Genomic DNA, 15,877 nt, shown 5'->3' on the forward strand with positions numbered 1-15,877 from the left:
GATATTGCCAGTTCGTCCCATGGACGGCCAGACTTTAACCGGAACAGCATGTATGCTCGTCAAATCGACGATTCTCGCTGACGCGGCGCTCCGCGACGCGCCGCGCGGTCGTCGCATTGCCGTCAATGGCCACTCACTGCGCCGATCCGATCCAGCGCGCCGGTTAAGCTCGTGTGCGGGTTCGGAACGAGAACGAGGTCAAGCCTCAATCGAAAATCACGGAATCGCCGTTGCCGACGTAGAGATCGCTGATCGAGCCGTCGCAGCCGCTGCCGCGCACAACGGGATAGCCAAGGTCGATCATCAGTTTGACCGCCGGCAGGCCGGTGCAGTGATTGCAAGCGATGCGCTTGAGCCGGTACTTGCCCATATCGCGGATTATGGCCTCCTTTTCGGGCGCGAGCGGCCCGAAAGGCGCGAGATGAAGTCCGCCATAAAGCCCGTAGACTTGCGTTCCATCGGTCAGATGGTCGCGGGCGAAAGCCATGATGCGCTCGACCGTATGATGCCCGCAGCCGGTGACGCCGACCAACCCCTTGCCCTCGATCCTGACGTAGAGCGATTGCTCGCCTTCAATGCCGAGAATGATCGGCAGGTCGAAGCCGACAGCGGCCAGTCCCGGCATCAGCGCATGAACGCGGCCGGGTTCGAGCCGGATCAGTTCGCCTTCATGGGGCGCGTCGTTGCGGGCGCGGGCCTCGGGAACGTCGGCGCCGGCGATGAAACGGCAGGCGTCGTCGCTGAAAGTCGAGAGTACGAAAATCGTGATGTCGGGCTTCAACTCCAGCACTGCCTGCAAGCCGAAAAGGTGGTCCATGTGCTCATGGGTGAGAAACACGGCTTCGATCTCGCCGGCGCGAAGCAATTTGTCCACGCCGGTCGCCGCAAAGCGCGCGCGCATGTAGTCGAGGTTCCAGCCTGAATCGATCAGCAAACGCCTGCGCGAACCATCGAGGCATTCGATTTCGAGCAGGCTGCAACTGCCGCGCGCGTTCTCCTCGCGCCAGGGCATATGCCACTGACTCGCAGCCACGCCGCCGCCGGCGGCGATATCTTGCATCAACCCGTCATTGCTGGCCCAACCGATCTCCGAGACGCAGGTCATCGTGACCGCCCGGCAAGCGCCGAAGTCGATCTTTTCGGCCTTGGTCAACGAGCCATCGGGCATTTCGGCGTCCTTTTCATGCAGGGCCAGTCTGCGGACATTCATGGTTCGCCGACGCTTTTAGCCATCAGCGTCGCCGATTTTTCGGCCTTCGGCAAGCAGGCGTTTGCCGGCTCCGGCCCGCATGTCGGCTCACGGCTGCGCGACATGATTTTTCCACCATCCATGCCGATCGTCTGATCCATGCGCTCGAGCCCGGCGTGGCGGTGGGTCAGGAGCAGCAGCGTTCGGCCCGCCGTTCGCTGAAAGACCCCGTCGAGAACCTGTCGCGCTGTCTCGGCGTCCAGGCCTTCGGTCGGCTCGTCGAGAACGAAAATCGAAGCTTCGGTCAGAAGCCCCCGCGCCACGGCAAGACGCCGCGCCTGGCCGCCGGACAGACGGGTCCCGGCGACTCCGATCTGCGTGTCCAGCCCCTCCGGCAGGGCGCCGATCGTTTCGTCAAGCCGCACGCTCGCCAGCGCCGCCCAGAGCTCGTCGGCGGTCGCGTGCGGACGCGCGATACGGAGATTTTCCGCGACCGTTGCCGAGAACAGATGCGGCGACTGGCCGACGACCATGATCCGCGAACGGATGTCGTCAATCGCCAGTCGAGGCAGGGCTTCGCCGCCCAGCCGTATCTCGCCGCCCGTCGGGTCGCGGAAGCGCACAAGAAGATCGGCGATGCTCGACTTGCCCGCGCCGCTTGGGCCGATCAGGGCGACGCGCGCGCCTTCCCCGATCTCGATGTCGATATTTTCCAGCGCGGCGCGGTAAGCGCCGGGATAGCTCAGGCACACCTTTTCCAGCACGAGGTCGAAACGCCGCGGGAGCAGCGCGGGTTTATCCGGATCGACGACAACCGTTTTGCGGTCGAACAGGCCGAACAACCTTTCGGCAGAAGCCAGCGATCCGGCGAGTCCGGCGAAAGCCGCCGGAAGGCCGCCGAAGGCTTCGAACGAGGCCAACGCCGCCAGAGCCGCCAGCGTCAGCTCAGCCCCGGCGAGCGCGCCCGAACGGACCAGCGGAACGCCGACGCCGAGTAAGGCGACGACGGCCAGTTCGCTGGCGACGATGACGCTGATCTGGCCCAGCGCGCCGATGCGGGCGAGACGTCCTTCCGCCGCCAGCATTGCTTCCATTCGCTGTTCGAGCGCGCCAAAATGTCGTGCATCGGCGCCGGTCAGCAGCAGCGGCGCCAATCCTTCGAGGTCGTCGACCATTCGCGCGCGAATTTCTGCTGAAAACAGCGCCGTCGCGCGGCTCGGGACGCGTCCCGCGAAAGCCGCCAGCGCGGGCGCCAAAAATCCGGCGACGAGGAAGACCATGGCCGCTGCGCCGGCCAGGGCCGCGCTCCAGCGCGCGAGGACCGCGACGATCACGCCGGCGGCGAGCAAAGCGACGACGAAGGGAGACAGCAAGCGCAGGAACACCAGCTCCAGCCGGTCGATATCGCCGCGCAGTCGTTCGGCGAGGTCGCCCGAGCGCAGGTCGCCGAGTTCCGCCGGGGCGATGGGCTCAAGCCGCGCGAAGACAAAGCTGCGCGATCCGCCAATCAGGCGGAAGGTCGCCTCATGGCTCACAAGACGGTCCAGATAGCGCCCGCCCGCGCGCAGGATCGCCAACGCCCGGATCAACGCCGCCGGCGTGAAGTAATTCATCGTGCCGCCGGCCAGTCCGGCTGCGGCCATGGCGGTGATGAACCAGCCCGACGTCGCCATCAGCCCGATATTGGCCAGGACGCTCGTGAGCGAAACCAGAATCGAGGCGGCGATCCACAAGGCATAGGGACGATAAAGGCCGAGCAAGCGCGCGAAAGCCTTCATTGCCCCGCCTCGTCGTTCACGAGCGGCTCGACGCCTGCGCTGTCGATCAGGCGCGCATATGTCCCCGCGCGGGCGATCAGGTCCTCGTGGCGGCCGGCTTCGACGATCCGGCCTCGGTCGAGCACAAGGATGCGGTCGGCATGGCGCACGGTCGCCAATCTGTGCGCGATGGTGATCGTCGTGCGTCCGGCTGCAAGCGCGTCCATGGCCTGCGCCAGATCGCTTTCGGTCGCCGGATCGAGATGGGCGGTGGGCTCGTCGAACAGCACCAGAGGGGCGGGGGCGAAAAAGGCGCGGGCGAGGGCGAGGCGCTGCGCCTCGCCGCCTGACAGCCCGAAGCCATTTTCGCCGATCCTCGTGCGGACGCCCCCGGGCAGCCTCGCCACCGCTGCATCGGCGCGGGCGGCGGCAAGAGCCCGCCCGACCGCCGCTTCCACGCTGCCGCCCTCGGGGGAGCGCCCCATGGCGACGTTTTCGACGACATCGCCGTCGAACAGATGCGGGCGCTGCGGCACATGAGCGATGTGGCGGCGCCAATCGGCGAGGTCCATTTCATTCAAAGGGATTTCATCGATCAGAACACGGCCGGCGCGCGCCTCGACAAAGCCGAGCAGCAGCGCGAAAAGAGTGCTCTTGCCGCCGCCGCTCGGACCGACGATCGCGACATGCTCGCCGGCGGCTATGTCGATGTCGACGTTGTCGAGCGCAGGCGGATTGTCGCCATAGCAAACGCTGACGGTCTCCAGCCGCACGCGCACGGCCTTTGTTTCGGGCGTCAGCCGGCGCGACTCTTGTGAAGGGGCGGGAACGGGCCGGTCGAGGAAGGCGACGATGCGCTCCGCCGCCGCAGTAGCCTCCATTTTGGCGTGGCGTTCGACGCCGAGGGCGCGCACCGGCGCGTAAAACTCCGGGGCGAGCAGCAGCGCGAAAAAACCGATGTGAAAACCGATCTCGCCCCACATCAAGCGAAAGCCGACCAGCACCGCCGTCAGGGCGATAGCCAGCGCCGTGAAGAATTCCAGCGCCAGCGCCGTGAGGAAGGCGATGCGCAGCACCGCCATGGTGTCGCGGCGATAGGCTTCCGCCATTTCCTTGACCACCGCGACCTCGCGTTTCGCAGCGCGCAAAAGTTTCAGATCCGGCAGGCCCTGCACGGCGTCGAGCAGATGGCCGCCAAGCCGCGACAGCGTCGACCAGGCGCGCGTGTTCGCCCGCTCGGCGCCTTGGCCGGCGAGGATCATGAAGACCACCGCGAGCGGCAAGGTCGCGGCGAAGACAGCGCCGGAGATCCAGTCGAGGGGCGCAACGACGGCGAGAATGGCGAGGGGAATGACGGCGCTGGTCGCAAGAGCTGGGAGATAGCGCCGCCAATAGGGCTCGATCGCGTTCACGGCGTCGGAGAGAATCGTCACCAGCTCGCCGGTCGGCGCATCGACCAGGCGAACCGGGCCTAGCGCGCGCACATGGTCGAGCAGCTTGCGAAACAGCGTCATGCGCACGCGGGCCGACGCCCGAAAGGCCGCTTGGTCTGCAACCCAGCCGAGCACGGCGCGCGACAGAGACACGACGATCATCAACTCGATGCGGGTCGCGAGCTCCGCAAGGTCGGCGCCGTGGAACGCCGCATCGTCGATGATGCCGGAGAGGAGCCAAGCGAAGGCGACGACCAGAACGCCGCGAATCACGGCCGCAGCGAGCGCGACAGGAAGCGCGGCGCCCGCAGCGGGAAGAAAGGATTTGAGAAAAGCGGTCGCGTCGGTCATCGCGACTCCAGCGGGCGGGAAAGGAAGCGTCCGGACATGGGGGAGACGACATATCCGGACGCTGGCGCGATCGCTAGGGATGATCGTCGTTCGCACCGTTGCGGTCCAGGGTGTCCTGGAATTCGTACCACATGACATTGATGACGGAGAGCGCGGCGGCTGCCGTTACGCCGAGAATCCATGCGAAATACCACATCGAACACTTCCTTTTTTTTCAATAGGCCGAATGGGATCGGGCGTCGATTTCTTCGGCGGTGACCCGGCCCCACATGTTGGCGTAGCACCAGATGGTATAGCCAATCACGACAGGCAGCAGCAGCAGGACGGCCCAGAACATCACGGTGAGGGTAAGATGGCTCGACGAGGAGTCCCAGATCGTCAGGCTGGAGTTCGGGTCGAGACTCGATGGCATGACGAAAGGAAACATCGACAAGCCTGCCGAGCCGATGATTCCCGCCATGCCTAGAGCGCTGGTCACGAAGGCGAGGCCGGGCCGGCGCGCCGCTGCGAGCAGGGCGGTGAGCAGCGGTCCGGCGAGTCCGAGTGCTGGCGCAATCATGGCGACGGGCATGCGCCCATAGATGTCGAACCAGGCGTGGGCCGCGCGGACAACCTGCTTGTCGAGCGGGTTGGGCAGGGCGCCATGCGGCGGTTCGCTGACGATCCGATAGCCATCCACCAGGAACCATAGCCAGACGCCGGCGAGCGCAAAGGCGAGCGCGACGAAAGGTGAAAGTTTTGTCACGAAAGCGCGCGAGCGCGAAGCGACGGGATCGTCCGCGCGCAATTGCAGCCAGACGCCGCCATGGACCGCCAGCATGGCCAGGCTGATCAAGCCCGCCAGCAGGGCGAAGGGATTGAGCAGCGGCAGCAGCGCGCCCAGCAGGCTGCCCTGGTAATGCGAGCGCAACATGTCGTCAAGATGGAAGGGAACGCCCTGCAGCAGGTTGCCGAAGGCGACGCCAAAGATCAGCGCGGGAATCGCCCCGCCGAGAAACAGGCCCCAGTCCCAGGCGCTGCGCCAGCGCGTATCGTCGATCTTGGAGCGATAATCGAAGCCGACCGGGCGAAAGAACAGGGCGAACAGCACCAGCATCATCGCCATATAGAAGCCGGAAAACGCGGCGGCGTAGACGGCCGGCCACGCAGCGAACAGCGCGCCGCCGGCGGTGATGAACCACACCTGGTTGCCGTCCCAGTGCGGGCCGACGGTGTTGATGGCGATGCGCCGCTCCATGTCGGAGCGGGCGACGAAGGGCAGCAGGCTGCCGACCCCCATATCCATGCCGTCGGTGATGGCGAAGCCGATCAGCAGCGCACCGACGAGAATCCACCAGGCGAATTTCAGGGTTTCATAGTCAAACATGGCGTTTCCGTCCCTTGCTCATTCTGCCGGAAGAACTACGGGCTCGACCGCGCGCAACGCGCGGGGGCTGTCCGCACGTTCGAAATGATATCGGCCTAGCCCCAGCGAACTCGGGCCAAGCCGCGCGAATTTCTGCATCAGGTAAACCAGGATCGCCAGAAGCACAGTGTAGAAGACTATGAAGCCGGTAAGCGAAAAGATCACGTCGCCCGATGTCAGGCTCGACGTGGCGAGAAACGTTGGCAGCACTTCGCCGATGGCCCAGGGTTGGCGGCCGAATTCTGCGACAAACCAGCCGAATTCACAGGCGAGCCAGGGTGCAGGCATGGCAAAGACGGCAAGCCAGAGCAGCCAGCGATTTTGCTCCAGCCTTTTCGCCGCGTTCAGCCAGAAGCCGGCGGCAAAGATGAACAGCATGCCGAAGCCAAGGGCGACCATGATGCGGAAGCTCCAGAATAGCGGCCAGACCCTCGGAATGGTGCTCTGCGCGGCGGCCTTGATGTCCGCCTCGGTGGCCTTGGCCGGATCTTCGACGAATTGTTTCAGCAGCAATCCGTAGCCGATGTCCCTGGCATGGGCGTCGAAGGCGGAAAGAGTCCCAGGCGACCTGTCCCCGGAGCGAATTTTCATCAGGTCGCCATAGGCGATCACGCCGGAACGGATTCGCGCCTCATGTTCGATGGTCAGCTGGTCGAGACCAGGCACGGATTTGTCGAGAGACCTCGTGGCGATGAGTCCCAGCAGCCAGGGAACCTGGACTCTCGCCAGGGTCTCCTGCCTTTCCTGCGAGGGAAAGCCGAACAGGGTGAAGGCTGCCGGCGCCGGTTCGGTGCGCCATTCGGCCTCGATGGCGGCGAGCTTGACCTTCTGCACGTCGCCGAGTTCATAGCCGCTCTCGTCGCCGAGCACGATCACCGAAAGGCAGGAAGCGAGGCCAAATCCAACGGCGACCGCGAAGGAGCGGCGCGCGAACGGCAGGTCGCGGCCCTTCAGGATGTACCACGCGGAAATGCCGAGCACGAACATTGACCCGGTCACATAGCCGGCCGCGACGGTATGGACGAATTTCACCTGCGCGACGGGGTTGAAAAACACCTCCGCAAAACTTTGCATTTCCATGCGCATGGTCTGGGGCGAAAAGACTGCGCCGACGGGATTCTGCATCCAGCCATTCGCGACGAGAATCCACAGCGCCGAAAGGTTGGAGCCGAGCGCCATCAAAAAGGTGACGGCCAGATGTTTGCGTTTCGACAACTTCTCCCAGCCGAGGAAAAACAGGCCGATGAAAGTCGACTCCAGGAAGAAGGCCATCAGGCCTTCGATCGCCAGCGGCGCGCCGAAAACGTCGCCGACATAATGCGAATAATACGACCAGTTGGTTCCGAATTGGAACTCCATCGTCAACCCGGTGGCGACCCCGAGCGCGAAATTGATCCCGAACAGCTTGCCCCAGAAGCGGGTCATGTCCTTGTAGATCTCCTTTCCGCTCATGACGTAGACGCTCTCCATGATGACCAGAAGCCAGGAGAGACCGAGCGTGAGCGGCACGAAGAGAAAGTGGTAGAGCGCGGTGGTCGCGAACTGCCAGCGCGACAACTCAACAAATGTCGGATCGATCATGGCGAAAGGCCTTTCTTGAAGCACGCCTTCGCCAAGGGGCTGAAAGGGCGGATCAAACATTGATATCGCATATAAGAATAAACATAGATATACAATATAAGTTTTGTCGCGCTGACGGTCGGGAGGAGCTTCATCGGCCTGACGACAGGCCGAAAAAGGTCAGCGCAGCCCGGATGCGACAAGGCGCCGCACCGCGCGCCAGGCGCGGCGACCACCCGTTTACGCGCGGCGCTTATTAACCGAGCCGTCGCGATTGATTTGAGGCAAGGACGGCGATGCGAAACTGTGCCAACCATTAGGCATTAAAAGTTATAGTGTCTATCTATCTTCGAGGAAGGCGAATGCGACTGAATGCCGCGACCAATGGCGCGATGCGCATTCTGATGGCGTGCCGGGGCGACAAGCCACTGACGATGCCGGAAATGATCCGCGATCTCGGCCTGACGGAAGCGCTGGTGCTCAAGACGTGCAACGAGCTGATGCAGGCTGGATTTCTGGTGGGCCAGCGCGGACGCGGCGGCGGCTATCGCCTGGCGCGTCCGTCGGCGGGAATCAGGGTCACCGAAATCGTCGATCTGTTCGAGCCGGGAGAAAACCTGTTTCCCTGCCGTCTCAATGACCGGATGGAATGCCGCATCATCACCTTGTGCCGGCTGCGCCGCGCCTGCGAGAAGGCCTATGCGGCGTTCCGCGCCGAACTCGACAAGTTGACGCTGGCCGATCTCACGCTTGAACCGGGGAATTAGGCGCAGCCACGACGACGGCGCAGGGGGAATCTGCTGGCCGCTCCATGTGGAGAACTTCGAGCAAATCGTCCCCATTTTCCGATATGTCGGCCAGGGTGATGCCGTCGAGCGTGTCGAGAAACGCCTCCGTCGCGCTATGAAGCGCCGGGCGTAGCCGGCAGCGATCGATCAGCGGACATGAATTCGTTTCCAGATGGAAACATTCCACAAGGTCAAAACCCTCTTCGGTTCGGCGAACGATTTCGCCGATCGAGATTGCATGGGCGGCGCGGGCGAGCCGGAATCCGCCCTTGTTGCCGCGGATCGTTTCGATATAGCCCCACGACCCGAGCCGATGCACGCATTTGACGAGATGGGTCCTGGCGATCGCGAAACCCTCCGCGACCTCGCCGATCGTCGTCAGCGCCGGAAAACGCGCAGCAGCGATCATGAGAACGCGAAGCGTGTAATTGGAATAACTCGTCAGCTTCACTTTTGCGCACACGGAATGGAGGGGTTGACCCCAGGTCTGCTTTAGACGGGGCAGGCGTGGGCCGACGAGTCGGCTCATTCATCTTACAGGCGCACCTTCACGAACGCCAAGCCAGCGGCCCGGCGGCGCAGGGGTGCGACATTCAGCCGCACACGGGCTCGTAAAGATAGATTGACGATATAACTTATATTCGTAATCTATCTTTGCGGCTGTCCTAGATTCCGTCGCAAGTTTCGAATGAGGCGCCGCCTGACCGGATGCGGGCGAGTTCCCAGAGGCGATTTGAAATCAGGAGAAGGTGATGACCGCAATACCCGTTGAGCCGACCCGGCGCGATCTTCTCCATATCGCAACCGCCGCCGTCGCTGCGACGGGCGCGGCGGCCGCGACATGGCCGCTTGTTGCGCAAATGAATCCTGGAGCGTCGACCCTGGCGGCAGGCGCTCCGGTCGATGTCGACCTCGCCGCGATTGCTATCGGGCAGGTGATCAAGGTGGTCTGGCGCGGCCAGCCATACTTCATCAGCCACCGCACCGAAAAACAGATCGAGGAGGCGAGAGCCGCCGACTGGCAAAGCCTTCGAGATCCGCAGCCTGACTCCGAGCGCGTCAAAGCAGGGCGCGAACAATGGCTGGTCGTCTCGGCGGTCTGCACCCATCTCGGATGCATCCCGACAGATCACCAGGGCGATTACGATGGCTGGTTCTGCCAGTGCCACGGCTCTCAATACGACTCCTCCGGCCGTGCGCGCAAGGGGCCGGCGCCTCGCAATCTCCCACTGGTCGCCTACAAATTCGTCTCCGACGCCATCATCCGGATCGGCGAGGCCTGACGCTCACTTCACCAGCCCCAAAGCGCCCTGTCCGGATTAGCCGGCAGCGCCTTCAACAGAGGAAAAACAATGCTTATCGCCATCGCCAGCCAGAATTTACACACCATCACCGGCCATGCCGGCATGACCCGCCGCTTTATCGTTTTCGACGCCACGTCTGGCAAGGCGCCGCATGTCGTGGATCATCTCAATCTGCCGAAGAACCAGTCGATCCATGCCTTCCAGGGCGAGGGCTCTCACCCGCTCGATGCTGTCGATGTGGTCATCGCGGCCAGCGCGGGCGCTGGCTTCATTGCCCGGATGGCGGCGCGCGGCATCAAGGCCGTCGTCACTTCGGAAACGGATCCGACGACCGCCGTGGTTGACTACCTCGCGGGAACCTTGGCCGCGGCGGCGCCCCATGAACACGAACATGATCACGATCATGAACACGAACACAATCACGAAAGCGGCGGCTGCAACTGCAACGGACAATGAAGAAGGGGCGGTGAGGAGGCGCACGATGCGCTTCCATTCTTCACTGCCCCTCGTTCCATCGACGGCGCGCTCGTGCGAGTGGCCGCGGGTTTGCCTGTGAAGAAAAGGCGCCAACTCCGGTTCTGTCGCCGCTGCGCCCCTCGGCGTTCAGCGGCGGCTGCGGGAGGCACCGAGGCGACGCATACGGTCCCTTCTTCAAAGCCTGGCGGAGCGCCACGCCCGATCGCCCTGCGCCGCGGTTACTGATTTCACCTGGATTGCTATGTCAGTTTCCCACAAGATCGCCATCGGCAGCCTTGGCGTCAGCCTGATCGTTCTGGTCATCAAGGGCGCCGCCTACGCGCTGACGGGCAGCGTCGCCCTCTATTCCGATGCGCTGGAGAGCGTGATCAATGTAGCGACCGCGATTGCCGCCTTCCTCGCCATTCGTTACGCCGCGAAACCGGCGGACAAAAAGCATCCTTACGGCCACCAAAAAGCGGAATATCTGTCGGCGGCCATCATAGGCGTCATGATCATCATCGCCGGAATTTCCATTCTGCTCGAAGCCTGTTCAGGATTCCTTTCGCCAAAGCCAATCGACGCCCCGGTGTTGGGTCTGGCGGTCAGCAGCATTGCCACGGTCATGAACGCGATCTGGAGCGCCGTGCTGATCAGACAGGGTCGCCGCCGCCACTCGCCCTCCCTGGCCGCCGATGGCAAGCACCTTCTGGCGGATGTGGCAACTTCTTCCGGAGTCGTCATTGGAGTCGGACTGGTGGTTGTGAGCGGCGTCGAGGTCCTCGATGCGGGCGTCGCAGCCCTGGTCGCCCTCCATGTCTTGTCGAGCGGGTGGGCGGTCATTCGAGAAAGTTGGGGCGGATTGCTAGATGAGGCCGTATCGGACGATAACCTGCAGCGTATCCGAGACATCATATCCGCAAACGCTGGAGGCGCCATTGAAGCTCACGACCTTCGCACAAGATATGCAAGCAAGGCGACATTCATAGACTTTCATCTCGTAACGCCATGCCGGATGACTGTGAAGCGGGCGCACGAAATCTGCGATAGGCTGGAGGCGGCGCTCATGGAAGCGCTGGATGAGGCCGTCGTGAACATTCACGTTGAGCCGGAAAGCATGGCGGAATACGACGTATCATCTGAAGCGAAGCGGCCGGGCGGCTCTGTACCGGCAGCCGCGCTCCGCGTGTCGCGACGCAATGGTCGTGGCCGCTGTCGCGCAGGCGGGGACGGAGAGCTGATATCGATGGGGCGCAGGCGTTCCGATCCGCACCTCTGCGCGAACCCCACCCAGAGCGCTGTTCACGATCACGAAATTTCGGCCATGTAGATTCACCAGATCCGCGACGACGCCTGAACCGACGTCCGTGCGAGGCGCGCTTTCGTCAAGCCGCTTGCCGCGTGTCATCACGTCATCCACCCGTTCGGGCGGTATGCCGCGGCCGTCGTCCTCCAAGGCGATCGCCACGCCGCGTTCATGAACCCGCGCCGTCACCTTTAACCGGCCCCTGGCTCACTTGCCGGCGTTGTCCAGCAGTTTGCCGGCCAACTGCTCGATATCACGCCGATCGACCGCGCATTCGAGCTCTTTCGGCGACACCTCCAAGTCCCAGGTCAATTCATTATCGTTCGGCAACCGCTTCATCGCGCTCACCAGCCGCGTCAGCGCCGGCCCAACGGGCGTGCGGCTGGTCACCGGCGGTCTTGGGCCTACCGCGCGGGCGGCGGCGAGCGTTCGCATCACATGGACGTTCATGGCGCCAATCTCTTGGTCAATGCTGTCCGCCGCGCCGGTCTCGCAACGCTCGCCATGCGTTCGATGGCTTGCGACCGGGACTCCAGCAATTGATTGAGGTCGCGGGCCAAGCCCTCCAATTCGATCGAAACTTGCCCCGTGAGCCTTTCTCTCGGCGGCGGCATGTCCGCCTGGCGCAGGGCCAATCTGCCGGTTGAAGCCTGACGCGAACCCTCCCTCACGAAAAGGCGCCGCCATGAATAACTCGGCAAAACGCGATGAATTCTGGAGCTTTTTCCGATCCGATCGAATCGGATCGGGGCTCCAATTTCTTGTTTTTACGCACTTTCTTCACGCGAACCGGTATCCACTTCGCTGGATACTCTAAGCCTGGCAAAAGCGCTATGCGGTCGCCGATTATGTGTTCGGCGCCGAACGCCAGCTTTCGGAAGTCGCGGGCCACGACGGCCTGTCGGGGGGGATCGACCTCGTCGCGTGGAAATAGGCCGCCCATCGCCGGTCAGGCGCCGTGGCAATTCTCCGCGAGACCTGAAAAAAATCATCGATATCTGTCCGGCGCGCCGCGATAATGGCGACAGGCTTCCGGCGCGCCGAACGCAGGAACAGCCCGGCAGCGAGGGTGCATGATTTCCGATCTCGATACGGACGCCGCTTCGGCGCAGGCGATTTTCCAGTCCTATGACGGCATGGAGGGCCTGGCCGGCGCGATCCATACGCCTCAGCCGCGTCCGGCGAACCGGCGCGCTTTTGTCCGACTGATCTATCCCGGCCTGCTCGTGGCGGCCACCATCGCTCTCGCCGCCACCTGGCTGGCGGATCATTACCGCTCGCCGGTGATGCTGTTCGCCTTGTTGTTCGGCATGAGTTTTCATTTCCTCTATGAGGAGGGCCGCTGCGTTGCCGGCATCGAGTTCTCGTCCAAGGCCGTGCTGCGGGTCGGCGTCGCCCTGCTCGGCGCGCGCATCACGGCGCATCAAATTCTCGAACTGGGCGCCATGCCTATCGCCACCGTCGTGGCCGCCATAGCCAGCACCATTGCGCTCGGGGCCCTCGCCGCCGGGCGGTTCGGTCTCGGCCGCTCCTTCGGCGTGCTGTCCGGCGGCGCCGTCGCCATTTGCGGCGCCTCGGCGGCGCTCGCCATCGCCTCGGTTTTGCCTCGCACCTCCGCAAGCGAGCGCGACACGATCCTGACCGTGGTGACCGTGACGCTTCTATCCACCATCGCCATGATCGCCTATCCCCTGCTAGCGACGGCGCTCGGCTTCGATCATGTTCACGCCGGGATTTTTCTGGGTGGAACCATCCATGACGTGGCCCAGGTGGTCGGCGCGGGCTATTCCATATCGCCCGAGACCGGCGACGTCGCCACTTATGTCAAGCTGCTGCGGGTCAGCATGTTGCTGCCGGTAGTTTTCGTCATTGCCATCGTGGTTGGGCGCGGTGCGAAAGGCGGATCGCGAGTGAAGGTCAGCTTGCCGCTCTTTCTGGTCGGTTTCGCCGCGCTCGTGGCGGTGAACAGCGCGGGCCTGCTGCCTAAATTCGTCACGGACCTCGCCAACGACGCCTCCCGCTGGGCTTTGGTCACGGCCATCGCGGCGCTGGGCATGAAGACCTCGTTCAAGGATCTGGCGAAGGTCGGGTGGAAGCCGATCGCCCTGATGGTTCTGGAGACGACCTGGATCGCCGCGCTGACGATCGTCGCCGTGAAACTCAGCTGAATGCGCGGACAAGGCCGAGCCGCCGTTAGGGGTGCGCTTCACTGTGAATGTCAGCCCGAGCGGTTGATATGCCTTGGCCGAACCGACCCGCCTTGCCCCATGCGCGTGCTCTGGGATGGCGGCGAGCATTGCCTGTGCGTGTTAAAGCGCAGGCCGTTGAGCCGGCGACCGACCGTCCGCTCGTCAAGTCAGCTTTGGCTGAGCGATCGCAGCCTATCGATGAATTGAGCTTTTCGAGCGTGCTTTTGACGAAGGGCGCCAAGGCGTTGCTCAAACTCATTCATCCTTCCCTGCGACGACGCGACATCACGCAAATCGGCGAGGAGGGACTTGGCGCGATCATAGCCTGTGGCGTTGCGTCGCTCGATATCTGTGTCGACCTCGCGCCACGCCGCCTCACCACGTGCAGCCAAGGCTGCAAGGCGCTTTTTGCGCGCCTCCGCCGCCTCCGCCTCGCGCCGCTCGCGTTCGGCTAGCACCGCCGCCTCGGCGGCCCGTTCGCGGGCTGCAGCGATCTCTCCGGCGCGGGCGCGCAATTCCCCGACCGTCCGCGCTTTGGGAGGCTCGACGCGCGTGCGCTCGGCAACGCTTTCGCGAACTCGCCGGCGCAGTTCGACGCCGACCAAGAGGTCGCCATGGTAAAGTCGCGAGAGCAAACCCAGGCGCTCCTTTTCGGATAACGCGCGGATCGCGGAGTCGATGTCGCTGCTTTGCAATTCTCCGCCTGCCGCCTGCGCGTTTCGTTCGGCCGCCGCCGCGACGAGATCGGAGTCGATTTGAAAAAACTCGGCGAAAGCTTCGAGCGCCCCGTCGAGAGGACCAACGCCCGGCAGGGGTTCCGGCGTATCGTCTGGGAAAGCATCGGCTTCGACGCCCGTGAGCCACAGGAGATAAAACATCCGAAGGTCGCCAGCCAATATGTTGGCGCGCAGCGGCGCGAGCGCCGCGAGTCGGCCGGCGCCGTCGTCGAAATCTTCCACCTCGAGTTCGTCTCTCGATATCTCGACGACAAAATGCTCCCCGACGATGCGCGTTTCGACGCAATCAACCTCGCTCAAGACGCCGTTCAGCCAAATGCGGTCGACGAACTTCTTCGGCAACCGAAGGAAGAATCGGCGGGAGCCCCAATTGGAAAGATAGAGGTGCAGATCGAACATGCGTTCGACGAGCCGCGAAGGGCTCCCTTTGAAATCGCCCCATTCGTAGGAATTGACGAAGCTTGTCGCCGTGATCCGCGCCCGCGTCGATAGCGCGCGCAGCTCCTGCTGCTCGCCCGCTGTCAAGGGCCGGTCAACCGCCTGAAACTCGTAATATTGATATTCGCTCATCGCTTTTTCTCAATGGTCGCGGAAGGATCGGGCGCCAAGTCAAAGCGGATGGAGTGTCGGAACGTCAATCATCAGCTCAAACGCTTGTTTAAGGGCGACTCCCTGAAATACCGGATGCCAGTGGTTGTTGTGCCGCATCCAGTAAATGTCGAAATGATCGGGTCCGATGTAGTCGATCCGGACGAAAGGCGCATCGAACTCATCCCTGATCCGGTTGGGCGCGTCGGATCGATAGCGCTGCATAAAGCGGTAGCGTCCCGCCCGCCATTCTCCGAAAATATCCACGCAGTAGTTGAATTCCGTCGGCCGAATTTCCGGAAGGAAGCGCGGCTTCAGGACGTCGCGAATGAAGGCCTCGCAAGCCGCGATGATGTCGCGTTTGGCTGTTTCCGAAGGTTTCGGTTGACGCGACTTCTTAATGGCGTTCATCCAGACCCTGTCTCCCATCGACCGTCTTCCTTGAAAGCCGCGCACACAACCCTCACCTTTGCAATCGACTTGATGAAACTATCATTGTCGCCGCGACTCGAGGAGCCTCGGCCGCCTTTGTCCACCGGCATTTGCTCAGCTGCCTTCGCCTTGGCGGAGCGGCGAACCTAGTGAAAACGATAATTTTGCGGGCTGCAGGAATGCTTCGGCGGGACTGAATGTTGTCCTCCAGCCGCTACCGGAATGCGCCGCCGCGCCATGGCGATCGGCCTTCGAAACTGGACAGCTCGCGCGGTCGCCTGACCGCCCCGCCGCTGGCGGCTCAAAAGTCCGATACGCGTCGAAATCGTCGGGCTCCTTCAGCAAACCCGAATTGCCGCTATTGGCGCGAAGCGGGCTGCCA

At 63.2% G+C, this 15,877-nt stretch carries 17 protein-coding genes; 6 read left to right on the forward strand and 11 right to left on the reverse strand.

All coding sequences use genetic code 11. From position 1 onward, the window contains the following. Positions 1–205: 205 nt before the first annotated feature. From QZY01_RS14675 to QZY01_RS14700, 6 genes are all read right to left on the reverse strand, one after another. Entirely contained in the window at positions 206–1,210 is a 1,005-nt protein-coding gene (locus tag QZY01_RS14675; RefSeq protein ID WP_294538252.1) for an MBL fold metallo-hydrolase, read from the reverse strand. Continuing rightward, the gene (cydC, locus tag QZY01_RS14680) at positions 1,207–2,967 is read right to left on the reverse strand and encodes a thiol reductant ABC exporter subunit CydC (protein WP_294538253.1); all 1,761 of its coding nucleotides are present in this window, start codon (positions 2,965–2,967) and stop codon (positions 1,207–1,209) included. Before cydC ends, QZY01_RS14675 begins: the two co-directional genes overlap by 4 nt. Beyond that, positions 2,964–4,730, reverse strand: a complete 1,767-nt coding sequence (cydD, locus tag QZY01_RS14685) for a thiol reductant ABC exporter subunit CydD (RefSeq protein WP_294538254.1) — start codon at positions 4,728–4,730, stop codon at positions 2,964–2,966. Before cydD ends, cydC begins: the two co-directional genes overlap by 4 nt. 73 nt (positions 4,731–4,803) lie before the next feature. Beyond that, positions 4,804–4,926, reverse strand: coding sequence for a cytochrome bd-I oxidase subunit CydX (gene cydX, locus QZY01_RS14690; protein ID WP_294538256.1), 123 nt, complete (start codon positions 4,924–4,926; stop codon positions 4,804–4,806). Positions 4,927–4,944: 18 nt separating this feature from the next. After that, on the reverse strand, positions 4,945–6,096 hold the full coding sequence (gene cydB / locus QZY01_RS14695) for a cytochrome d ubiquinol oxidase subunit II (RefSeq protein ID WP_294538257.1): 1,152 nt from the start codon (positions 6,094–6,096) through the stop codon (positions 4,945–4,947). 18 nt (positions 6,097–6,114) lie between these two features. Beyond that, positions 6,115–7,716 (reverse strand): cytochrome ubiquinol oxidase subunit I, encoded by a 1,602-nt coding sequence (locus tag QZY01_RS14700; RefSeq protein ID WP_294538258.1) that lies wholly within the window; start codon positions 7,714–7,716, stop codon positions 6,115–6,117. A gap of 341 nt (positions 7,717–8,057) precedes the next feature. Here QZY01_RS14700 and QZY01_RS14705 point away from each other — a divergent pair, with 341 nt between their 5' ends. Continuing rightward, positions 8,058–8,462, forward strand: coding sequence for an Rrf2 family transcriptional regulator (locus QZY01_RS14705; protein WP_294538259.1), 405 nt, complete (start codon positions 8,058–8,060; stop codon positions 8,460–8,462). Here the strand turns inward: QZY01_RS14705 and QZY01_RS14710 are convergent. Continuing rightward, positions 8,440–8,934, reverse strand: coding sequence for an Rrf2 family transcriptional regulator (locus QZY01_RS14710; RefSeq protein WP_294538260.1), 495 nt, complete (start codon positions 8,932–8,934; stop codon positions 8,440–8,442). The two genes, QZY01_RS14705 and QZY01_RS14710, sit on opposite strands and share 23 nt — an antisense overlap. A 301-nt stretch (positions 8,935–9,235) precedes the next feature. On the opposite strand from QZY01_RS14710, the gene petA reads away from it, so the two are divergent. The 3 genes from petA to QZY01_RS14725 all read left to right on the forward strand — a co-directional run bounded on the left by petA (position 9,236) and on the right by QZY01_RS14725 (position 11,573). Beyond that, entirely contained in the window at positions 9,236–9,766 is a 531-nt protein-coding gene (gene petA, locus QZY01_RS14715) for a ubiquinol-cytochrome c reductase iron-sulfur subunit (RefSeq protein ID WP_294538262.1), read from the forward strand. A gap of 69 nt (positions 9,767–9,835) precedes the next feature. Further along, positions 9,836–10,243, forward strand: coding sequence for a NifB/NifX family molybdenum-iron cluster-binding protein (locus tag QZY01_RS14720; RefSeq protein ID WP_294538265.1), 408 nt, complete (start codon positions 9,836–9,838; stop codon positions 10,241–10,243). 262 nt (positions 10,244–10,505) lie between these two features. Further along, complete coding sequence (locus QZY01_RS14725) at positions 10,506–11,573, forward strand: cation diffusion facilitator family transporter (protein ID WP_342394901.1); 1,068 nt, start codon at positions 10,506–10,508, stop codon at positions 11,571–11,573. Positions 11,574–11,756: 183 nt separating this feature from the next. Here QZY01_RS14725 and QZY01_RS14730 read toward each other — a convergent pair whose 3' ends face one another. Together QZY01_RS14730 and QZY01_RS14735 are read right to left on the reverse strand one after the other, a co-directional pair. Continuing rightward, positions 11,757–11,999: a hypothetical protein gene (locus QZY01_RS14730; RefSeq protein ID WP_294538268.1), complete on the reverse strand. Its 243-nt coding sequence runs from the start codon at positions 11,997–11,999 to the stop codon at positions 11,757–11,759. Between the two features lie 217 nt (positions 12,000–12,216). Continuing rightward, entirely contained in the window at positions 12,217–12,492 is a 276-nt protein-coding gene (locus QZY01_RS14735; protein WP_294538271.1) for a hypothetical protein, read from the reverse strand. A gap of 130 nt (positions 12,493–12,622) precedes the next feature. On the opposite strand from QZY01_RS14735, the gene QZY01_RS14740 reads away from it, so the two are divergent. Continuing rightward, the gene (locus QZY01_RS14740) at positions 12,623–13,717 is read left to right on the forward strand and encodes a YeiH family protein (RefSeq protein ID WP_294538273.1); all 1,095 of its coding nucleotides are present in this window, start codon (positions 12,623–12,625) and stop codon (positions 13,715–13,717) included. Positions 13,718–13,905: 188 nt separating this feature from the next. Here QZY01_RS14740 and QZY01_RS14745 read toward each other — a convergent pair whose 3' ends face one another. After that, positions 13,906–14,433: a hypothetical protein gene (locus QZY01_RS14745; protein ID WP_294538276.1), complete on the reverse strand. Its 528-nt coding sequence runs from the start codon at positions 14,431–14,433 to the stop codon at positions 13,906–13,908. On the opposite strand from QZY01_RS14745, the gene QZY01_RS14750 reads away from it, so the two are divergent. Beyond that, positions 14,428–14,967 (forward strand): hypothetical protein, encoded by a 540-nt coding sequence (locus QZY01_RS14750; RefSeq protein ID WP_294538278.1) that lies wholly within the window; start codon positions 14,428–14,430, stop codon positions 14,965–14,967. The genes QZY01_RS14745 and QZY01_RS14750 overlap by 6 nt on opposite strands. Before the next feature lie 117 nt (positions 14,968–15,084). On the opposite strand, the gene QZY01_RS14755 is transcribed toward QZY01_RS14750, so the two are convergent. Further along, positions 15,085–15,519 carry a hypothetical protein gene (locus tag QZY01_RS14755; protein ID WP_294538280.1) on the reverse strand — a complete coding sequence of 145 codons (435 nt, stop codon included), beginning with the start codon at positions 15,517–15,519 and terminating at the stop codon, positions 15,085–15,087. Positions 15,520–15,877 lie beyond the last annotated feature (358 nt).

Source organism: uncultured Rhodoblastus sp., from assembly GCF_903903185.1.
In the GTDB taxonomy this organism is placed as follows: domain Bacteria; phylum Pseudomonadota; class Alphaproteobacteria; order Rhizobiales; family Beijerinckiaceae; genus Rhodoblastus.